The organism is Mucilaginibacter gotjawali (assembly GCF_002355435.1).
GTDB lineage: Bacteria > Bacteroidota > Bacteroidia > Sphingobacteriales > Sphingobacteriaceae > Mucilaginibacter > Mucilaginibacter gotjawali.
In genome coordinates this window covers 1294149-1308111 of the sequence record NZ_AP017313.1, presented here as the reverse complement: position 1 = coordinate 1308111, position 13963 = coordinate 1294149, and the positions used below count along the sequence as shown (strand labels likewise).

At 42.8% G+C, this 13963-nt stretch carries 17 protein-coding genes; 1 reads left to right on the top strand and 16 read right to left on the bottom strand.

Annotation, left to right across the window (positions count from 1 at the left end):
• The 10 genes from MgSA37_RS05985 to MgSA37_RS05940 all read right to left on the bottom strand — a co-directional run bounded on the left by MgSA37_RS05985 (position 1) and on the right by MgSA37_RS05940 (position 9636).
• A complete protein-coding gene (locus MgSA37_RS05985; RefSeq protein ID WP_096350367.1) occupies positions 1-867 on the bottom strand; it encodes a UbiA-like polyprenyltransferase in 867 nt (288 codons plus the stop codon).
• 68 nt (positions 868-935) lie between these two features.
• Positions 936-2006 (bottom strand): NADH:flavin oxidoreductase/NADH oxidase, encoded by a 1071-nt coding sequence (locus tag MgSA37_RS05980; protein WP_096350365.1) that lies wholly within the window; start codon positions 2004-2006, stop codon positions 936-938.
• 181 nt (positions 2007-2187) lie between these two features.
• Positions 2188-3078 (bottom strand): hypothetical protein, encoded by an 891-nt coding sequence (locus MgSA37_RS05975; RefSeq protein ID WP_096350363.1) that lies wholly within the window; start codon positions 3076-3078, stop codon positions 2188-2190.
• A gap of 80 nt (positions 3079-3158) precedes the next feature.
• On the bottom strand, positions 3159-4040 hold the full coding sequence (locus tag MgSA37_RS05970) for a hypothetical protein (protein ID WP_096350361.1): 882 nt from the start codon (positions 4038-4040) through the stop codon (positions 3159-3161).
• A gap of 219 nt (positions 4041-4259) precedes the next feature.
• Positions 4260-4964 (bottom strand): L,D-transpeptidase family protein, encoded by a 705-nt coding sequence (locus tag MgSA37_RS05965; protein WP_096350359.1) that lies wholly within the window; start codon positions 4962-4964, stop codon positions 4260-4262.
• Positions 4965-5229: 265 nt separating this feature from the next.
• Positions 5230-5970, bottom strand: a complete 741-nt coding sequence (locus MgSA37_RS05960) for a LytR/AlgR family response regulator transcription factor (protein WP_096350357.1) — start codon at positions 5968-5970, stop codon at positions 5230-5232.
• 3 nt (positions 5971-5973) lie between these two features.
• Positions 5974-7005 carry a sensor histidine kinase gene (locus tag MgSA37_RS05955; protein WP_096350355.1) on the bottom strand — a complete coding sequence of 344 codons (1032 nt, stop codon included), beginning with the start codon at positions 7003-7005 and terminating at the stop codon, positions 5974-5976.
• Positions 7006-7244: 239 nt separating this feature from the next.
• Complete coding sequence (locus MgSA37_RS05950) at positions 7245-7658, bottom strand: four helix bundle protein (RefSeq protein ID WP_096350353.1); 414 nt, start codon at positions 7656-7658, stop codon at positions 7245-7247.
• Positions 7659-7754: 96 nt separating this feature from the next.
• Complete coding sequence (locus MgSA37_RS05945) at positions 7755-8564, bottom strand: LiaF transmembrane domain-containing protein (RefSeq protein ID WP_096350351.1); 810 nt, start codon at positions 8562-8564, stop codon at positions 7755-7757.
• 166 nt (positions 8565-8730) lie between these two features.
• Positions 8731-9636 (bottom strand): SAM hydrolase/SAM-dependent halogenase family protein, encoded by a 906-nt coding sequence (locus MgSA37_RS05940; protein ID WP_096350349.1) that lies wholly within the window; start codon positions 9634-9636, stop codon positions 8731-8733.
• Between the two features lie 64 nt (positions 9637-9700).
• Between MgSA37_RS05940 and MgSA37_RS05935 the strand changes: the two genes are divergently transcribed.
• Complete coding sequence (locus MgSA37_RS05935; RefSeq protein WP_096350347.1) at positions 9701-10861, top strand: hypothetical protein; 1161 nt, start codon at positions 9701-9703, stop codon at positions 10859-10861.
• Between the two features lie 64 nt (positions 10862-10925).
• Here MgSA37_RS05935 and MgSA37_RS05930 read toward each other — a convergent pair whose 3' ends face one another.
• From MgSA37_RS05930 to MgSA37_RS05910, 6 genes are all read right to left on the bottom strand, one after another.
• Positions 10926-11297, bottom strand: a complete 372-nt coding sequence (locus MgSA37_RS05930) for a LiaF transmembrane domain-containing protein (protein WP_096350345.1) — start codon at positions 11295-11297, stop codon at positions 10926-10928.
• Between the two features lie 201 nt (positions 11298-11498).
• Positions 11499-11798: a helix-turn-helix domain-containing protein gene (locus MgSA37_RS05925; RefSeq protein WP_157750465.1), complete on the bottom strand. Its 300-nt coding sequence runs from the start codon at positions 11796-11798 to the stop codon at positions 11499-11501.
• Entirely contained in the window at positions 11762-12058 is a 297-nt protein-coding gene (locus MgSA37_RS28140) for a hypothetical protein (RefSeq protein WP_157750464.1), read from the bottom strand. The genes MgSA37_RS05925 and MgSA37_RS28140 overlap by 37 nt, the downstream gene beginning before the upstream one ends.
• A gap of 10 nt (positions 12059-12068) precedes the next feature.
• The gene (locus MgSA37_RS05920) at positions 12069-12377 is read right to left on the bottom strand and encodes a type II toxin-antitoxin system HigB family toxin (protein WP_232010791.1); all 309 of its coding nucleotides are present in this window, start codon (positions 12375-12377) and stop codon (positions 12069-12071) included.
• A 125-nt stretch (positions 12378-12502) separates the two neighbouring features.
• On the bottom strand, positions 12503-13555 hold the full coding sequence (locus MgSA37_RS05915; protein ID WP_096350339.1) for an agmatine deiminase family protein: 1053 nt from the start codon (positions 13553-13555) through the stop codon (positions 12503-12505).
• A 15-nt stretch (positions 13556-13570) separates the two neighbouring features.
• Positions 13571-13924, bottom strand: coding sequence for a four helix bundle protein (locus MgSA37_RS05910; protein ID WP_096350337.1), 354 nt, complete (start codon positions 13922-13924; stop codon positions 13571-13573).
• Positions 13925-13963 lie beyond the last annotated feature (39 nt).

Below are 13963 nucleotides of genomic sequence, written 5' to 3'. Positions count from 1 at the left end.
TTAAAGAATTCCGTGCGTAATTAAAATCCTGTCAAGCAAAAACATACTGGCAAAAACAACGCTGGCTATGCCATTGGTGGTCATGAAGGCGAAATTAACACGGCTCAAATCATTGGGTTTTACCAGCATATGCTGATAAATAAGCATGGCGCAGAAAAACATGATCCCTGCATAATACAACACACCTACATGGGTGTAAAATACAGGCATCGCCACAAAAAATGCTGAAAGGATATGCAAAAAGGTAGATAACCTCAAAGCATTTACTTTACCCAGATACGCAGGGATGGAATGCAGGTTTTCGGTGCGATCGAAATCTTCATCCTGCAGGGCATAAATAATATCAAAACCGCTTACCCAGCATAATACCGCGAAGGAAAAAAACAGCGGTGTTAAAGCGAATGCACCGGTTACCACCAGGTAGGCCCCAATGGGCGCCAGGGATAAACCCAAACCTAATACCAAATGGCAAAGTGCGGTAAACCGTTTGGTAGCGCTATAGCCCAATACTACCAGCAGCGCTACCGGCGATAAATATAAACATAACCTGTTGATGAATGCCGTTACTACAACAAACATCAGGCAATTAATAATGGTAAAAGTTAGTGCAGCAACGGCACTTATACGCCCCGCGGGGATATCCCGTTGTTTGGTACGCGGGTTTTTTGAATCGATATCCCTATCGAGGTAGCGATTAAAGGCCATGGCCGAGTTACGTGCAAAAATCATACACATAACCATCATCACCAGTTTTAACCACTCAAAATGGGCGTTGGTAGTGGTTACCGCCAAAAAAAAGCCAATAAAAGCAAACGGCATGGCGAAAATGGTATGGGAGAAAGTAACTAACGAGAGATATTTTTTCATGTACAAGGGTAAGCAAACGTAGAGACGCAATGCATCGCGTCTCTACAACGTCCAAAATTACAAATTTTTCAATGCCATTTCGCTCTTAAATACTGATCAGGCCATTTTACTTCCTGGCCCAGCAAATGCGCGGCGCGCAACGGGAAATAAGGGTCGCGCAATAATTCGCGGGCAAGGAAAACCATATCGGCCTGTCCTTCGCTGATGATGGCATCCGCCTGCGCCGCTTCGGTGATCAAACCCACCGCCCCGGTTAAGATCCCGCTTTCTTTTTTTACTTTTTCGGCAAATTCAACCTGGTAACCTGGTTTCAATGGAATCTTTGCGGTAGCAACGTTACCGCCTGATGAGCAATCGACCAGGTCGATCCCTTTACCGATCAATATGCTGGCCAAAGCTGCCGAATCATCAGCTGTCCAGCCGCCTTCGGTCCAGTCGGTTGACGAAATGCGGACAAATAGTGGGTTTTCAGCGGGCCAAACTTCCCTGATGCTTTCGATAATCTCGAGCAGCAACCGGATGCGGTTTTCAAAGGAGCCGCCATATTCATCTGTACGATGGTTGGTAAGCGGCGACAAAAACTCGTTGATCAAATAACCGTGCGCCGCATGGATCTCGATCACATCAAAACCGGCTTGCAGTGTACGCAAAGCAGCTGCTTTAAAATCAGCTTTTACTTTTTCAATACCGGCTTTATCCAGCGCAATTGGCGCTTCCTCTCCGGCAATAAAGGGCACAGCGCTTGGTGCTGCCGATTTCCAGCCGTTTGGCTCGTCTGAAGGGATCTGTTTACCACCATTCCATGGCAAATCATGACTAGCTTTGCGGCCGGCATGGGCCAGCTGCGTACCCGCATAAGCGCCCTGCTGGTGGATAAACTCCGTGATCTGTTTTAATTTGGCGATGTGTTCATCTTTATAAATACCCAGATCGCCATACGAGATCCGCGCTTCAGGAGAAACAGCAATTGCTTCTGTGAGCACCAAAGCAGCCCCACCTACTGCCCGGCTTCCTAAATGTACCAGGTGCCAGTCGTTAGCGAAACCATCTTCGCTGGAGTATTCGCACATGGGCGAAACCACAATGCGGTTTTTAAATTCTATATTTTTTATTTTTATAGGAGAAAACAGATGTGACATGATGTTTTTTTCTGCAAAGATGTAAAGTAAGCGGATAGCTTTAATTGTTTAAACGGATTTTTACGACAGGATGATAGGGAGTTGTTGTAAAGTTGTAATGTTGAAAGGTTGGAATGTTTTTCCCAGGTCGCTTTTTCTTCCGGACTTTCGGTCTTTCCCGACTTTCGGACTCCCCCCAACCCTAAAACGTCACACTTACGCCCGTTGTAAATAAAAAATAGCTGCCGTTTTGCGGCGTATTATTGGCATAATTAACCTGGTGATAGGGTTGAATTAAATAAGGTGTAAAATTGATCTGCCAGCTTTTAATCACATAGGCCAACTGTAGCGAACCGCTTAATGCCAATATCGTATATTGCGTTACCTGTTTGCTTTGCGTGGTAGTGGTTTGTCCAGGCGAAAGGATATTTTTTAATACCGATGAATTGCTCAGGGTGCTATCTACAGTTTTGTAAAACGATTGCGTCCCGCTGTAAAGGGTTACAGTGGGGGTAACTTTTAAGCCGTCTTTATTATTGCCATTTTTAGTAACCTGGATCTCTTTGGATAATTCAGCATCGTTAATAACATCATTGGGGCCGCTTTTGCTGAAACGATAACTGCCATCAACGGTTAGCTTAACAATATTATCGGGGTTATAATGTAATTGCCCGTCAATAGTGGCATCAAATGATGAAAGAATAATCGGGCTGTTATTGGTGATGAAATACTTGGTTGCCGAAATTACGCCGCCAAACTCCTTCTTTTTATCAAACGAAAAAACATAACCAGGCGTAATACTTAAGCCCTCGGCCGCGCTTTTGGAACCATTTAGGTCGAAATAGCCTATCCCTGCAACAAAAAAGCCTTTGGTGGATATCAATGTAAAAGTTGGCAGCAAAACCGGAACACTCGAAGCAGCCCTACGGCCGGCATACGTTAATTGCGAGAGGTATTGCAAACCTGCATTCACAAACAGGGTTTTAGGGGCCTGCTTATTCACGCTGGTATCAGCTTTCACCTGCTGCCCGTAGGCCCTAAATGATAAAAACAATAAGATTAATGGTATGGCAATTAGCCTGGGGCGGTACATGTTCAGTTTTTTTAGTATAAGGTTAAAAAATCAGAAAGGCCCCGAACGGCCCTTCTGATTCTCGTTATATTTTTAAGCTATTACATTTTTGAAGCAGAACCGCTTTCGGTACCAGAAGTTGCTGTTTTTACACCAACTTGCTTTTTGCCGGTACTAACAATGGTCGCCGAAGAAGCAGAAGTTTTGGAGTTTTCAGTTATTTTACCTTTTGAAGCCGTGGCTTTTGCAACGCTGCTTACAGAGGCATTGCTGCTTATATTGATTTTTTTGCGGGTAACACTCTTTTTAGTGCTGCTTATAGCCGAACCTGCTTTAAGAGCAGTTTTCTTGCTGGTGGCGGTTACAGCGGCCGAGGCTTTTTCAGAATTAGTTATTGTTGCCGAAACCGATTTGCTTGCTGCAGCATTCGCTTTTTTTGCACTTATGCTGATAGCGCTCTTTTCGTGTGCTGTTACATTAGCGGCTGTGCTTGCAGTGCTCTTTTTAACATTTGAGTTTACTGTTAAAGCCCCTGATGTTGCTTTTGAACCGGTAACACTTATATTGCTTTTGCCGGCGGTTAAAGTTCCTTTGGTTGAGGATGAACCGCTTATAGCTGCATTGTCCGCATTGCCATTGGCAGCCGTGGTATTTGTACTAATAGCTGCTGCCTGGCTCTGGCTGGCCTGTACCGCCGCCTGGGTTTGGTTGCTAACCGAGCCGCTTATGTTAGCCGCCTGGTTTTGCGCAGCCTGCACAGCAGTTTGTGTTTGATTACTTACCTGACTGGTCACATTCCCGGCGACGTTAACAGCTTTGTTTACTATATTTTGAGTAGTTGCGGCGGATGTTACCGTTGGTATTACCGCATGAGTTACAATTTTTGTAGCTGTTTGAGCGCCCACATTTATCAGTTGCGCCGTACTTGCTTTTGCCGTGAATAATGCAGCGGAAAAGGCTAAAGTTTTAAATAGGTTTTTCATGATGTAGGGTAAATTAAATTAAACAATTTGTTGCATTCATCATCAACTAAGGAGTGATGCTATACAGCAACTTTTGCAAAGTATATGCCAGCAGCGCTAATATTAGCTTAATTTAATAGGAATAAAAGACAACCATACACGGTGACTATTTTTCTGTACATTTTTTGGCTTATACCGGATACTTGATTGTACAATCCGGACAATAATGTATTCAATGTATTAATGGTTAAAGATGTAGTGCTGATTTTTAATTGCAGCAACCGCCGGAATATGATTTTTCTCAAACAGGTCGTACCCCGGTTTCATGCTTTTCCAAAAGGGCAAATATGAACTGGCAGCATATTTTTTTAAATGCTCAGGGTTCATCCTGAAGGGGAATATATCCAGCTGTATTTTTTGCCGGCCGGCTTCAAAGTTTTTATAAACCAGCGTGTAAATTTCTTCTATGCCATCGTTCGTCATGGCGTAACAGCCGATGGAGGCACAGTGCCCGTGTATCATAATGGCATCGCCGGTATAGCCTTTTAATTTTTCGAGCTTGTTGGGGTAACCGATATTGATGGCCAGGTAATAAGTACTCAACGGGTACAACTGACCGGGCGTAATGGCATAAAACCCTTCCGGGCTCTTTCCGTCTCCCGATCGGGTTTTGGTGCCCAGGCCGCCCGAGAAATAGCAAATGTTGTAGCTTTTAAAAAACTGGTATTCGCGGCCCGACTTTATCCAGATCTCCATTACAGTTTCATCTTTAAAGATCCTGAGGTATAAATCCGACTTGATATCGAGGCCTTTATCGCCTAATTCGCTTTGCAGTTTGGGCCATATTTTTATGCGAACATCTTTGGCCAGTTTACTATCCGGCAGGTTATTTTTGGGGTTAAATAAAAATAGCGACAGCAGCACCCCGAGGATAAGTTTAGACATACGACAAATAATTTTAGGTTAGTATTATTTGTCTAAACTTATTTAATGCAACTTTATTGCATTAAAAGAAAAGGCAAGTTTTTCCCAGGGTAAAAACACGGCTGTCATGCTGAGCTTGTCGAAGCATTGGTCGGCAAGGCCTTTGTGCACATCCTTCGAGAGCCTCAGGATGACACCCATGGAAAATCTAATTTTTAATCCTCCAATTTTAATTCCGAAACCGAAATTCCGAATTCCCTGCCTGCGGCAGGCAGGCGAAATCAAACTATATACCCAGCACCTGCTTCAGTTTCACATAGCCGGTTTTGCTCACCGGTATTTTGGCGCCTGATTTAAGGATGGCCAGGTGGGCGTCTTTTTCGTAAGGATCGATCCGGGTGATCTGCTGGATAGCGATCATGTACGAACGATGTACGCGTACAAAATACCGTGGGTCGAGCGTTTGCTCAAAAAAGTTCATGGTTTTATTTTTCAGGAAAGAACCCTCGGCGGTGTAAACGCTAACGTAGTCGTCATCAGCCGCAAGGTATTGTACGTCCTGAACGGGGATGATCTTCACCTTGGTGCCTGTTTTTACCACAATCCGCTCATGCTGTGCCGGCGAATTGGCGGCTTCCAGTATCTCCTCTGTCTTTTTAGGCGAAGGGGCATTTGGCGCCTGGGCCAGGTATTTTTCAATCGCTTTGTTAAAGCGGTCTTTATTAAAAGGTTTTAAAAGATAATCAACCGCGTGGGCCTCGAAGGCTTTGATGGCATATTCATCAAAGGCAGTGGTAAAAATTACGGCTGGCTGCTGCTCTACCAGTTCCAGCATTTCAAAGCCGTTGATCTTGGGCATCTGCACGTCAAGGAAGATCAGGTCGGGCTGGTACTGTTGAATAGCCTTAAGGCCCTCAAAGCCATCGCCACATTCCTGGATCACTTCTATCTGGCTAAAATCCTGCAAATACTCCCTAACCACCATCCTGGCCAAAGGCTCATCGTCAATAATTAATGCGCGTTTCATATATTACAACTGCGGTACTTTAATAATGGTTGTAAATATATTATCATTTGCGTGAGTTTCAATCAAATCATTTCGTGCAAATAACAAATATAACCTGCGCTGTACCCCTCTTAAGCCAAAACCCGTACCTTGTTTGGGCCTGGAGGTTTGCGGATCATAAGGATTTTGCACCATCAGGATCAAAAAGTTGCCCTCCATTTCGGCCCTGATGCTTACCACTACATCGCCGGTTGTATCGTACAAGCCGAATTTGATGGCGTTTTCAACAATAGGCTGTAATAGCAGCGAAGGTAACAGGGCGGCGCTGCTGCTTTCGTCACAACTGATCTCCGTTTGCAGGCGGTGGCCAAAACGTACTTTTTCAATATCAAGATACAGGTTTAAATGCGTCAGTTCATCAGCCAGGGGCACCTGCAGTTGATCGTCCTTTTTTAAAGTACCGCGTAAAAAATCCGAAAGCTGGTGGATCATGCGACGGGCTTCATCGGGTTTAAAACCAATAAGCGCGTTGATAGAATTTAAACTATTAAACAGGAAGTGGGGCTGCAACTGCTGCCTTAAATTATATAGTTCGGCATCACGGGCCAGCTTTTCAGCTTCGGCCTTGCGCTTTTCGTTTTCTTTCTGATCGATCTGCGAGTAATAAATAATACTGATCATGGCCATCCAGCCTATCGCCAAAAAGTCGATAAAACCGCGCATGTAAACAGAATTGATTAAAAACTGGATAAAGGCATCGCCGGTGGTTAACAAGGGCAGCAGCCAGCGGCAACCCAGGGTGCAAACTGTAGCCAACGCGGCACACCAAATTAAAATATTGATGTAACTGCCTTTGCCCGGCTGGTAATAACGCAGGTTATTGTTGATGAGCCAGCAAGCGGCGGAAAGCAGTATGGTATTCACTAAACCATCGGTAACGGCAATAAACCATAAAAACCCAAAACTATGGATATAGTATGTTTGCCCCAGGGCCCAAATGAGCCCGCACGCTGCAAACGTCCCGTATAGCTTTGTATTACTGTATGTTATTGTCATGGTTTTTAGTCCGAAAGTCCGGAAAGTCGGAAAAGTCCGAAAGACAGGAAAAACGGTTTAATTTTTCTCTTTAAGTGTTTTTTTTAGTCCGAAAGTCCGGAAAGTCGGAAAAGTCCGAAAGACAGGAAAAACGGTTTAATTTTTCTCTTTGAGTGTTTTTTTTTGTCCGAAAGTCCGGAAAGTCGGAAAAGTCCGAAAGACAGGAAAAACGGTTTAATTTTTCTCTTTAAGTGTTTTTTTTAGTCCGAAAGTCCGGAAAGTCGGAAAAGTCCGAAAGACAGGAAAAACGGTTTAATTTTTTCTTTAAGCGTTTTGCGCAGAGCATTTAACATCGCTAAAATCTCTTCGCATTGATGATATAATTTTGTAAAATCATCTGGCTCGATCATGTTTCGCTTTTGTGCCAGAAATAAACAACCTACAACTTCAATATTCGAACGTAATGCATACCCTAGGAACTTATTAAATTCAGCATTCGACTGACCCGTTGAACCCTCTGCAATATTTAATGAAACTGAATCTGCTGCCCTTTTTATTTGCGCTGTTAAAATAAACAGCTCCTCTTTAGGAAACGCCCGTGTCAGGTCATGTACATCAGCTGCAAGTTCTACTGCCTTTTGCCAAACAATTAGTTTTTCAAACTTAAAACTCATTTGTGGGATCTTGAAAATGAATTAGACTGTTTAACTTCTTAACTCCCTGATTTTTTCTTTCGGACTTTTCCGACTTTCCCGACTTTCGGACTCCCCTCAGAAACTCCTTACATCTACTCCCGCAAATATGGAAACACCTTTAAGTACCAGTACTTTTTCGCTATTGGGCGACGCAGTAGTTTTCATCCTTTTATCATCTACCGAAGCAAAAACCGCGGCAAGGTCTGACACTACCTGCCAATGCGAAGGGACGATGATCTTCGTTCCGCCAAAGATCTGGGTGATATCAATGATCACCCGGCCGTTGATATCCGCCTGGGTAAAATCCAGCTCGGCCCCGCCAAAAATATTAACGATCTCGCCGCCCTTAAAATCCTTTGAAAGAATGGTTTTTTTAACCCCGCCAAAAACGGATACCGCATCCAGGTAATCATCACCGGCGTGTGCATAGCCCGAATAGGTCTCTTTTGGAGGAACCTCGGTATAGTTCACTTCTTCAACAGGAGGCGTGCCGCCCACGGCACTTGCCGAAGCGGAAGGGTCCCATTTATAGCTATAGTGTTTTTTCCAGTAATCTTTATCATAGGTATTACGGCGCCTTAATATCATCCATAACCCAAACGAGATGATCCCCAGCGGCCAGATAAAACCTCCGGCGTTATGGATGTTTTCGGTAAATAAAAACACAACACCCAAACCCACTAACACAAAAAATGAATTTTTTTGAAAATTGCTTTTGGCGCCTGTAAAAACACCCCAGCCAATTAACCACAGGGGCCAAAGTTTAACCCAGCCTGGTATGATGTATTGCTGAAGCAGCAGAATAGCCCCAACCATAAGCAGAATAACCCCCACCAGGGCTTTGCCATTGCGGGGATTGTTGGTATATTTTATATCGTTATCCATTATTATCCTATATTAAATCTTATCCAAAACTAAGGTAACATTATATGTATCCCAAACAAAAACTGGCGGCATATTTAAACATGTCGGTAAGTGGCAACAAAGTGTCGGTGAAAAAGTTGACGGCTCAAAAACTAATATCCTCAAGTTAAAAAAATAATGGGGTACGTTAACGTAAACTTACGGCTACGCTCCAGTCGGCGCCGCTGGCCAGGTGATAAGCTTTGGCAAAATCGCCCATGTTTAAGGCGAACGAAACCTGAAAAAGGCTGTTGATATACGCCAATGGTTTGCCTTGGGCAACGGCGCCAAAAGTATTGGTATATGGCATATCGCCGGTATATTTTTCCTGGCCCTTATAAGATACCACCACATGTACCATATCGCCATATTTGGGTTTTAACTGATTAAAAAGGGTATCGGGGATATTGGTCCATATGTTGCCGTACTGCACATCCAGCGCGGGGATATTACCTTTAATTGTTTTACCTTCAAGCGCCGCTTCCTGGAATGGAATGCTTACTACAGTTGGCGGAAGTACCGGGCCCACCTGCTCAAAAGTAATTACCCCGGCTGCCAGGCGGGCGCCGGTATAACTATAAACGTCGCGGCCGTGAAAGGTATTTGATTTTTCAGAGCCTTTTCTGCGGTTTACCGATTCATCTATTTCCCTTAGTTCAGCGATACCTAATGATTTAGCGATAAGGGTTAGGGTGCCATTATCAGGGGTAACAATAAAATGACCTGATTTGGTTTTTAAAACCACCGATTTACGGGACGTACCCACGCCGGGATCAACCACCGATACAAATACAGTACCTGACGGCCAATATTTCACGGTTTGTTCAAGGCGGTAAGCAGCCTCCCAGTCATTGAATGCGGGAATTTCATGGGTAAGGTCGAATAATTTCAAATCCGGCGAAACTTCCATCGCTACACCCTTCATTTCGGATACGGCGCCATCCTTCAAGCCAAAATCCGTTTGATAAACAACCATTTTATTTTGCCCGAAAGAAAGGTTAGCGGCTAAAACTAATATAAACAGGCAGGTAATTGAACGTAACGTTTTCATCATACTAATTTAAAAGCTGCAAAATAAGGGATTTAATGTATATTTTTAAGCGTCACAATTATTTATAATGGAAGTAGAATACACCTTATCCAGTGGAAAGCAAACAGTTTACGTCATTTTCGCTGCAATTTTAACCATCATAGCCATCATCTTTTTATCATTATGCTTTCGGCATCGCAGCGACGCACCCATAGTTTTACCGGTAGCTGCCTGCTTTGTTTTTCTCGCAGTATTGCTTGGTGGCCAACTCAGGAAAAAGGTAACTATATCCACAGAAAGTGTAATAGCAACAAACGTACTGCAAACTAAAGAATTGGCTACCGCCGATATTAAAGGTTGCCGCATAGGTCCTAAAACCATCGTAATTGAATCTGTTTCGCCAACGGGGCCTAAAATCACTATCAATAATTATTCAGATTTTATTGATGGAGCAGATTTAAAAAAGTGGTTCCAGCAAAACTTTAAAGACCTTGACGCCAGCGACCTGGCAGAAGAGCAGTACCGGCTTTTAAATGATGGCCGGCTTGGCGCAACCAGAGCGGAACGCGAAGCCAGCATTACCCAATCCAAATGGATAGGCTGGAGTTATATGGCGACAGGCATGTTTGTTGGGTTGATGTGCATTCCGTTTGACAGGAAGCCAGGCGTTGTTATTTTCCTCATCGTTTATCCATTGTTAGGTATTTTGATCATGGCGATGAATAAGGGATTAATTAAATTCATTTCCAGCACAAGGCGCAGCGTGTATTCATTTACAGCATTGGGATTGTTTACACCAGCTTTTGTTTTATGTTTAACCGGTTCATTAGGTTATAATATCTATGATTTCCATAACGCTTTATTACCGGCGATCGTGATATGCCTGGCAACTGCCGTACTCATCTATATCACCGGTTTCAATAAAGATATGCCAAAAGCGGGCCAGGCAATTGGCATGCTGCTCATTTCGGCCATATATGGCTTCGGCTGCGTGGTGCAGGTGAATTGCCTGTTTGATCATTCATCGCCACAGGCGGTACACACCTCGGTTTACGATAAACACAAAAATTTTAATAAAAGGGAACATTATTACCTCACCCTGAATCCATTTTCGCCGGGTCAGGAACAAAAAGAAACAGAAGTATCAGCAGGCACCTATGATAAGTACAATACAGGCGATCATATTGAGGTTGAGTTAAAAAAGGGGCTTTTAAATATACCATGGTATTACCTGCCCGATGATTATTAAAAAAAGCCGTGCAAGTTTCCCTGCCCGGCATTAACCACTTGTAAACTAAACTAAAACTATTTTGTTAAACCTGCTTGTATGCTGTATAGGTTTTATCTTCCCTTGCCTTGTTATTGTGTTTGGCAACCATCCATGCGCCAACACCAATAATGGCTACCGGCCAGATAAAACGATCTGCATCGGGGATATTATCTGTCAATAAAAATCCTACACCCAAAACAGTAAGGTAGATCCAAATCGGTTTCCTGAAATTGTACTTACCGCCCAGGTACAGGCCGTAAGCGATCAGCAGCATTGGCCAGCTTAACACCCAGTCAGGGATAACAAATAAGTTAAACTGGTCGATCAGTAAAATACTGCCAACTATTAATATGACGATACCGGCTATTGTTTTTCCGTTGATAGCTGTATTTGGGGTGATACTGTTAGTTTCCATTGCTTTGAATTTTAATTATACCCAAAAGTATAGCGATATGGAACGTTGGGCAACGGAATATTGGCGGGGAGGCGATGCTTGTCGGTATGAAGGGAGAAAATGTCGGTGAAAAAAACGGATAGCAGACTTACCTTTGGTTTTTAACAATACAAAATTCAAATAATACCGGGAGTAAACTTGTTGTAAACATTAAAGCTGTAATCAGGCTAAAACACCGATGTTGGCCCCAATCAGCTTCAGTTTTGGGTTTTTTAATTTTGAAATTGTTCCCAAAACCCTGGAGCGCACCCTCTGACTTAAAGTGGTCGGGATCAAACTTTCAAGTTCGATATTCAACAGTTGGTGAATGACGATCAGATCATTTAAGGTAAAAGGATTTATACCATTCATTAATTCCGACATATAAGTCGCACTCGTGTGGCCGAGGATGTCGCCCAGTTGCTTTTGTGTTATTCCAACTTCTTTTAATTTTGATTTGATGGCGTTTTTTCTTTTATCCAAAAAAACGCGTTCCTGCTCTGCAAGATGCTCAGCCAAATCACTTTCCAGGACTTTTTATCAGTAATTTCCTGCCCAACCCAATGCTTATCTTCGTAAGCTTTAAGCAACGCGCGTAATTGTTCTCTGTCGCTGGATAATTCGGGAAACTCCTTAACTAATAATCTCATACGGCGATCTATAATTGATGCTTTTTGAAATTCCTGTTCGCTGCTTATTGCGCCTTTTTTTAATATCTTCTTTAAATTAACCTGTAAGTCCATACACTTAAATTTATATCCACCCCTGTTTCGTCAACCATTTTTTAATAACCACTTTATTGTTCTTGAAAACAGCTTCATATTCCTGATGATTCCCGGCCCATACAATGGAAGCATCTCCGTTCGCCTCAAATTCAATCAATATTAAAGTACGATGAATATTGATATCAAAAAAATAAAACCCATCGCTGTGAACCTGGTCCGCATCCGGCCTGTCTCTTAAAATTTCTTCTTTTGAGCTCCAGTTTTTACTTTCAATTATTTCTATTAAATCATCAATTGCACCACATAATAAAGTATTGCCTTTATTTTTGTGTTTCATTTTCAACAATATTGGTTTATTGGCCAGTCTCATTCAAATATACAAAAATATAAATAAAGTTCGGTTAATATCCGAACTTTATTTATTAAATTATTTACCGATTAGATTTATTTAAAAGGCTGATTTTAAACCGCCGGTTCCTGCTGGCTTAAGCAATGAAAGCTGCCCAGCCCCCAGATGATATCGGTTGAATCAATACCCACCACTTTTCTATCAGGGAAGCACTGTTGTAAAATATCCAGGGCTTTGTCATCATTTTTTGAGCGGTAGGTTGGTACCACCACCGCGGCGTTACCGATATAAAAGTTAGCGTATGATGCAGGCAGGCGCTGGTCGTCATAAACCACTGCGTCCGGCATAGGAAGTTCTACTATATTTAATTGTTTGCCGTTAAGCAGTCGCATGGTTTTAAGTATGGCGAGGTTTTCCTGCAGGAGATGGTAGTTTTCGTCGTTCTTATCCTCCTCAACCACCGTAACAACGGTATCTTCATTTACAAAGCGGGTAATATCATCAATATGCCCGTCGGTATCATCGCCTACAATGCCATCGCCCAGCCAAAGCACCTGTTCAACACCATAATAGTTTTGCAGGTAGCTTTCAATTTGCTGCTGATTTAAATGCGGGTTGCGGTTTTTATTGAGCAAACAGGCCGTAGTAGTTAAAACAGTTCCTTTCCCGTTAAAATCAACCGAGCCGCCTTCCATAACAATACCCGGGTGATACACCGGCAGACCAAAGTGCTCCGCAATTTTTGTAGGGATCACATCATCCAAATCAAACGGAGGGTATTTGCCGCCCCAGGCATTATAACCCCAATCGATGATGGCTTTTTGTTTGGTTGTTTCGTTAATCAAAAACGCCGGACCATGGTCGCGGCACCAGGCGTCGTTGGTGGCAAAATCAAAAAACTCAACCCTGGTTAAATCCACCCCGGCGGCTATCAACTGCTGTTTGGCAAAAGCTTTCATTTGCTCATCCCCTATGTTAATGCGCACCAGTTCGCCTTCGGTTAATACCTTGATAAACTCACAGTATTTCGGATAGATCATCCCGATCTTACCCGGCCATGAGGCCTCCTTATGCGGCCAGCTAAGCCAGGTTGCGGTATGTGGGTGCCATTCGGCAGGAAAGTGGAAATTTTTTATTGAGTCCATAGTCGATGGTCCATAGTCCATGGTAAATTTTGGTTATTATAGTGTATTTCTTAAAGAGGTAATCATTTTTATCAAGGATTGGTATTCGTCATACAATCTTTGAAAATCATCTTCACCTATAATTTTTCTTCTCTTTGCAATAAATAGGCATGCGACTACCTCTATACCTGATCTTAGCGAGTAACCCAGAAAATTGCTAAAAACTGCATTAGTTTGACCGGTACAACCCTCTGCAATATTGAGTACAACTGAATCATCCGCTCTTTTTATTTGGGAAGTTAAAATGAACAATTCATCTTTAGGGAAGTTGTTTTTTGTCAAAATATTTATTTCATCAGTTAAATCCAGCGCCTTTTGCCAAACCTGCAGATTTTCAAATTTAAATGCCATTTCCTGTTTAAGTATTTTCTGACTAATTCGATTGACGAT